Annotated in this window: 9 protein-coding genes; 7 read left to right on the top strand and 2 right to left on the bottom strand. The window is 59.4% G+C overall.

Translation table 11 applies throughout. The features are described from left to right. Positions 1 to 183: 183 nt before the first annotated feature. From NUW23_14675 to NUW23_14650, 6 genes are all read left to right on the top strand, one after another. Complete coding sequence (locus NUW23_14675; GenBank protein ID MCR4427404.1) at positions 184 to 921, top strand: DUF72 domain-containing protein; 738 nt, start codon at positions 184 to 186, stop codon at positions 919 to 921. 55 nt (positions 922 to 976) lie between these two features. Further along, positions 977 to 1198 carry a zinc ribbon domain-containing protein gene (locus tag NUW23_14670; protein MCR4427403.1) on the top strand — a complete coding sequence of 74 codons (222 nt, stop codon included), beginning with the start codon at positions 977 to 979 and terminating at the stop codon, positions 1196 to 1198. A 112-nt stretch (positions 1199 to 1310) separates the two neighbouring features. Beyond that, the gene (locus NUW23_14665) at positions 1311 to 2228 is read left to right on the top strand and encodes a CsgG/HfaB family protein (protein MCR4427402.1); all 918 of its coding nucleotides are present in this window, start codon (positions 1311 to 1313) and stop codon (positions 2226 to 2228) included. 96 nt (positions 2229 to 2324) lie between these two features. Next, on the top strand, positions 2325 to 3143 hold the full coding sequence (locus NUW23_14660) for an Fpg/Nei family DNA glycosylase (GenBank protein ID MCR4427401.1): 819 nt from the start codon (positions 2325 to 2327) through the stop codon (positions 3141 to 3143). 25 nt (positions 3144 to 3168) lie between these two features. After that, positions 3169 to 3915: an AzlC family ABC transporter permease gene (locus NUW23_14655; protein ID MCR4427400.1), complete on the top strand. Its 747-nt coding sequence runs from the start codon at positions 3169 to 3171 to the stop codon at positions 3913 to 3915. After that, positions 3912 to 4076 carry a hypothetical protein gene (locus tag NUW23_14650; protein MCR4427399.1) on the top strand — a complete coding sequence of 55 codons (165 nt, stop codon included), beginning with the start codon at positions 3912 to 3914 and terminating at the stop codon, positions 4074 to 4076. Before NUW23_14655 ends, NUW23_14650 begins: the two co-directional genes overlap by 4 nt. A gap of 509 nt (positions 4077 to 4585) precedes the next feature. Here NUW23_14650 and NUW23_14645 read toward each other — a convergent pair. Beyond that, positions 4586 to 4933 carry a LysM peptidoglycan-binding domain-containing protein gene (locus NUW23_14645; GenBank protein ID MCR4427398.1) on the bottom strand — a complete coding sequence of 116 codons (348 nt, stop codon included), beginning with the start codon at positions 4931 to 4933 and terminating at the stop codon, positions 4586 to 4588. 202 nt (positions 4934 to 5135) lie between these two features. Here NUW23_14645 and lexA point away from each other — a divergent pair, with 202 nt between their 5' ends. Further along, positions 5136 to 5753, top strand: coding sequence for a transcriptional repressor LexA (gene lexA / locus NUW23_14640; protein MCR4427397.1), 618 nt, complete (start codon positions 5136 to 5138; stop codon positions 5751 to 5753). Between the two features lie 112 nt (positions 5754 to 5865). Here lexA and NUW23_14635 read toward each other — a convergent pair whose 3' ends face one another. Next, positions 5866 to 6222 carry a hypothetical protein gene (locus NUW23_14635; protein ID MCR4427396.1) on the bottom strand — a complete coding sequence of 119 codons (357 nt, stop codon included), beginning with the start codon at positions 6220 to 6222 and terminating at the stop codon, positions 5866 to 5868. Positions 6223 to 6328: the final 106 nt, after the last annotated feature.

The raw sequence follows: 6328 nt of genomic DNA, 5'->3' as shown, positions 1-6328 counted from the left end.
CGTTGAGTCCAGGGGCGAACCCAGCGCTGTGCACGAAGTGAGTGACGTCGGCCTGTTCTCCAGGCCGCCGGAGGGCTTGTCTTTCACTGACGGCTTCGTCGAGCTCATCTTCAGGCTGCTTGGAGGTGATTCCAGCTGATAGCGGTCGGAACATCCGGGTTCAGCTACAAGGATTGGCGGGGAGTGTTCTACCCCGAGGGGATCACCGACCGGGAGATGCTAGCGTTCTACGCAAACAGGTTTCCACTGGTTGAACTGGACTTCAGCTACTACCAGATGCCCGGAATCCGAACCATGGAGGGCCTGGAGCGAAAGACCCCAGAAGGGTTTACATTTTGCGTGAAGGCACACAAGAGCATGACTCACCAGGTGCCTGAAGACGGGGCCGAACTCACTCTGGTTTTCGCACGCTTCCGTGAGGCGGTCGCCCCCATGACTGATGCCGGCAAGCTTGGGTGTGTCTTGTTGCAGTTCCCGTGGGGCTTCCGACGCAACCGCACGAACGAGGACTACCTGGTGCGCCTCAGGGATCTGATGGCAGGGTTGCCTGCCGTGATAGAATTCCGAAACGTCGAATGGGTCTCAGAGGATACGTTCGGCCTTCTGAGACGAGAAGGTTTCGGATTCTGCTGCGTGGATGAACCGAGATTGCGAGGACTGTTTCCTCCGCTCGCTGTGAGGACTTCAGAGATAGCGTATGTGCGGTTTCATGGCCGCAACGCGCGGTCGTGGTGGAACCACAAGGAGGCGTGGGAAAGGTACAATTACATGTACTCTGAGAATGAGCTATCCGAATGGGTGCCCAAGATTCGGCAGTTGGACACGAAGGAGAGCAGGACTTTCGTTCTGTTCAACAACTGCCATGCGGGGCAGGCCGCCACGAACGCCGAAATGATGCAGTCCTTGCTTGACCTGGTTTGATGTCTGCGCAACCTTGTGACACCTCATGTTCGCGGTCTTCAGGGAGGTCTCTTGAATGCCCATATTCGAGTTTCGATGCAAGAAGTGTGGACGTAAGTTCGAAGAGCTAGTGTGCGGTCCGTCATCTGTGGCCTGTCCAGACTGCGGTGGCTCAGACGTTGAGAAGCTGTTCTCGACCTTCGGGTACAGGAGCGGTTCCGGGTTCAAGTCCTCGACCGGTGGGGGCAGGTCAGCCTGTGCGTCATGCGGCGGCGGGTCGTGCAGTACGTGTCACTGATTGCTGGCCACCGTGGCCCCGGCTGACCTCGAAACGACATGATCCCCGGCCAGGGCAATTCGTCTATTCTGAAGGGAGCGAAAGATCGATGGTGCGTGAGTCCTCATGGTTCGTGAGACGCCTTCTTACTCTCGTGATAACGGCGTCTCTGACTCTCGGCGCGTTCATTGCCTGCCCGGCGGCAGCGCAACCGGACAACCGGATCACCGTCGCAGTCCTGGATTTCAAGATGGGGGATGTGTACAAGTGGTGGACCTGGAACTGGGACGTGTCCGGTGGCGTGACTGCGCTGGTGACTGATGCCCTGGTGGGCAAAGGGCAATACCGGATTGTGGAGAGGTCCCGTATCACTCAGGTCCTGGGGGAGCAGGATTTCGGCCAGTCGGGGCGCGTGGATGAGAGCAGCGCCGTTGAGATCGGGAAACTGCTCGGTGCAAGGGTCCTAGTATACGGTACCGTCACCGAGTTCAACTTCGCAAGCACGGGCGGGATCAAGATAGGTGGGGTAGGGCTCGGCGGCTCCAAGGCCAGAACCAAACTGAGCGGGAGAGTTGTAGATGCGCAGACCGGCGAGATACTTGGCTCCATTGTCGGAGAGGGAGAAGAGACCGGACTATCCTTTTCGCTCAATACATACAGAGGCATCTCCTTCTCGGCAAAGGAATTCAAAGATAGCACCGTCGGCAAAAGCGTGGAAAAGGCAGTGAACGCATTCGCGGAGGATGCGGTCGGGAAGATCAACGCCGCCTCCATGAGACTCACCATGGATGCTTATCGCCCCGCGCTCACCGGATTCGTCGCTGGGCTTATCCCAAACGGCGTGATCATCAACATCGGGTCAAACGCGGGTGTGATGAAGAACCAATACTTCGATGTCTTCAGGGTCATGGTGGTTGCAGGCGTGGCTGAGCCAGTCCGCGTACCTGTAGGGGTTATAAAGATCGTTAGTGTTGATCCCAACGCCGCAGTAGGTATGTTTGAGTCTGTTACCTCGCCTGTTCAAGTGGGTGACGCAGTAGCGAAGAAATAGCATCGTGGATCGTCGCGGATGACCTCCCGCCCCGCGTTCAGCGGGGCGGGAGGTTACTTACGCCGGCATCAATGAGAATGAGGAGGCGATCCTCTCGTGCCTGAGTTGCCTGAGCTCATCGTCTTGTCGCGCCAAATGACCCGAGAGATCGGCGGAAAGGAGATTGCCGAGGTCTCCGCAGTTCAGCCCAAGTGCTTGAATGTGCAGCCCGAGGATCTGCGGAATACATTATCTGGTAAGAGGGTAGGGGAGGTGACTAACCGCGGCAAGTGGCTGTTTATGCAGGCGCGCCCCGGCTACATGGCCCTGATCAACCTGGGCATGGGGGCAGACCTAGTCTTCCGCGCGGAAGGTAAACCACCTCCCGACAAATACCAAGTGAAGGTGGACTTCACAGATGGATCAGGGTTTTCTATAAGGTTCTGGTGGTTCGGGCATGTTCATGTTGTGCCTGAAGGATCCCTGGACTCTCATGAGCTGACCCGGGATCTTGGGCCTTCGCCGCTCGACCCCGGATTCACCGTCGAGGCCTTTCGCACGATGCTGCAAGGGTCGCGCGGACGCGTCAAACCGTTCATCATGGACCAGCGGAGGATCGCCGGGATAGGCAACGCCTACGTTCACGACATACTGTTCGATGCTGGCATTCATCCCGATAGGGCTATCCCGAGTTTGTCGGAGGATGAGATAAGCCGGCTCCATGCCTCTATAAGGCGCGTCCTCGGAACCAGTGTCGAACTGGGCGGGGCCTACTACGAGAAAGACTTCTACGGCAACCCTGGGGGGTGTGGCCCGGAACGTTGGGTCATCGGATACCGGGAAGGCAAGCCCTGCCCGAGATGCGGCACGGTCATAACGAAGATCAAGACAGGCGGCGCCAGCACTTTCATCTGTCCGGAATGTCAGAAGATCTGAGGGCGAACGGAGGCATGGAAGCACGATGAATCATTCACATCGTCCGCCTGGCGAGAGTGGGTACCGCTGGGGACTATTCGTTGAAGGGCTCAGGGATTCAGCGCCGCTCGCCCTCAGCATCGCCGCCTACGGGCTTGTCTACGGAGTCGTTGCAGCTCAGAGTGGGATGAGCCTCGCGGACGTGATCTTCGCGGACATCGTTGTCTTCTCGGGATCCGCGCAGCTCGTCGCGGTGGAGATGATTCGGGCCAATGCCAGCGTGTTCGCGGTGTTCTCGGCAACGCTCGTCATGAGCCTGAGGCACCTCCTGATGGGCCTCTCGCTCGCCCCCAGAGTCAGACACGTGTCGCGGGCGCCAAGGTGCATCCTGGCTTACCTCTTGAACGACGAATCGTATGCGCTCATGATTTCGCGAACGGGCGGGACCCAGTTTCCGCTCGGGTACGCGTTCGGTGTTGGCCTGGCCACTTGGCTTAGCTGGCTTGCTGGAACCGTGGCTGGGGCGTGCGGGTCTCTCGGGATGCCCGACCCGGGCCGTTTCGGCCTGGATTTCGCGTTCGTTGCGGTGTTCCTTGCCTTGCTGGTGCTCCAGCTGAAAGACCGGACAACACTTCTGGCGGCTTTGGGTGGAGGAATCGCCGCGGCATTGCTTGCAGCCATGCTGCCCGGCAACTGGTACATACTCGCCGGGACCGCCACGTCTTGTTTACTGGGCATGGCGATGGAGCCTCGTGGGTTCGAGACACCCCCGGTTGGAGGTTTTCAGCAATGAACCTGGGGCCTCTGGACATCACATTTGCAGTCTACGCTGCAGCTATGGGAGTTGCGTGCTACGCGACGCGCGTGGCGTTCGTGGCGCTGCTTCCCAGTGCAGCCCTGCCGAGGCCGGTGCTTCGAGCTCTACATCAAGAGTTTGCTGCAGTTGTAGTCTAGCGCTAGGGCATAGCCATGGGGATGTCTCGGCCACTGGTCCTTGCGTCCGGCGGAGTGCCATGTGCTCGTGGCGACTGACGATCACGTGGCCAATGCCAAACGCCATGGCCGTTACCATCAGCGGGACCGAATCCAGCGACACCGGTGCGGAGACGAAGTATATCACCGGGCTTATTGCGAGTGGCAGCGGCACGGACCAAAGCGGTTCATGAGAAGAACAAGGGCTCTGCCGTTCGCGAAGAAGCGGAGCCAGCCCGCATAGTAGAACGCCAAGGCCACGACTATCACCGACAGGCCAGCGACTTGTCTGTCCTAGCTTCGGGTTTCTGGCGACTGCGCATCAGTTAACATAATGTACATTATGCGACGTTATGTCTGAGGCGGAATCTGCCTCCAGACGTTCCCTTCCCCCAGGGACGGCCCAGGGATGGCATGCTACGATTGTCGCACAGAGAGAGGCGAAAGGCGTAGCCCAAGAGCCTCACGGCCGGAGGCGGCAGCGTCGGGCATCAGAGGTTCGACGGAATGAGGATCAACTGCCCCGGGTGGATTATTGGAGTGTCCAGGTTGTTGACCTGCCGAATCCGGTATACTGCCCTGCGTAGGTCACGGCCGTCCCCGGAAAACTTGCGCGCGATTGACCACAGGGTGTCACCGGATCTTACCGCGACTTGGACGCCGGCAGGCTCAGGGACCGCCGCGCTCGTCCTGCTGCCGCAGGCCGCGCCTGCCAAGGATCGAAGGGCGAGCAAACACACCAGAAACGTCCCCACCACAGCCACGGAAGCCGCCGCAACAGCTACCCTGGTCCAAACCGACACATGGCGTGGGCGCCGAACAGGTGTACTGAAACCCATGCGACTATCCCTCACTTGACCGAACAACCGTTCCATTACGTCTCAACTCTACCAGAACGGGTGTTCTTTGTCAAGGGGTGGCTTGAAACGCGTGTTCGGGAGCGGGCGGCAAGTGCTGCGTGTTCGAGTGCGGCGTCGAACGCGTGTTTGCAATCCCCTGGCAGGTGTGGTATACTGTGGCCAGGTAAGGGGGCTGATTGAGATGTCCGAACTCTCCGCGCGGGAGAAGCAGATCCTCGCTTTCATAGCCAAGGAAACCGAGAGTCGGGGTTACCCCCCGTCCGTGAGGGAGATCGGCCACGCTGTCGGGCTCAAGTCCACTTCAACCGTCCACGGATACCTGGCGTCGTTGGAGAGGAAAGGGCACATCCGGAGGGATCCCGTAAAGCCGAGGGCCATCGAGGTGCTTATGGATGGCGACGCGGTTCCCGTGCCCGCGCGGGGCGTCGTAAGCATCCCTGTGGTGGGGCGTGTCACCGCTGGGGCTCCCATACTGGCAGTAGAGAATATCGACGAGTACTTCCCCCTGCCCCGGTCTTTTGCCGGTGAGTCGGAAGTGTTCATGCTCAAGGTATCAGGTGAGAGCATGATTGGGGCGGGGATCCTTGATGGTGACTATGTCATCGTCCGTCGGCAGGCTGCGGCCGCCAACGGCGATATCGTCGTCGCGCTGATAGAAGATGAGGCGACCGTGAAGCGGTTCTTCCACGAGGACGGCCACATCCGACTGGAGCCCGAGAATCCCGCTTTCTCCGCTCTCATAACCGAGAAAGCCACGGTCCTGGGAAAGGTCGTAGGGCTGGTTCGCAGGATACACTGAGGGAGGCACGACTTCAGTGACGCGCGACCGGGGAGGGCCAGAGCCCTTGCCCGGTCGCGCGTCTTCATCTCATACGCCATGCCCACTTAGGGAAGAAAAATGACGCGCACTCTCAGCGCGCCGGCTTCTGCCCGCGGGCATCCCGTATGGTGCGGCGATCTATCCCAACGGCCTTGAAGAACGCCTCAAGTGCCTGTTTCTGACCTCGAACCTCGGGCTGACTGAACTCGGGCTCGTCATGGAGAACTGGTAGATCGTTGTACCACTCCAGGGCTATTTCGACCGCTCTTGGGACGCCGGACGACTCGATGATCTCAATCAGCCGATCGTACTGATCTCGCCTCGCCTTGGCCTGCGTGGACCAGAATTCCGGGTTGTCCGTGAGGGTGCTTGCGAGGAAGTCCTGTTTTGCGATACTGCGGAATCGCTCAAGCCCTCGCAGAACATCCTCACGTGCAAGGTGGATCATATATCATTCCCCCTTCACGTGGTCGTGATCTGCCAGCCCTGTGCCGGCCTGCCTTTCACTTCGGCGCATGCAGTCGGAATCCTCCTCGTGCCGGTGAGAATAGGAG

It is taken from the genome of Bacillota bacterium, from assembly GCA_024655925.1.
GTDB lineage: Bacteria > Bacillota > DTU025 > DTU025 > JANLFS01 > JANLFS01.
This window is presented reverse-complemented; position numbering and strand designations above follow the sequence as displayed.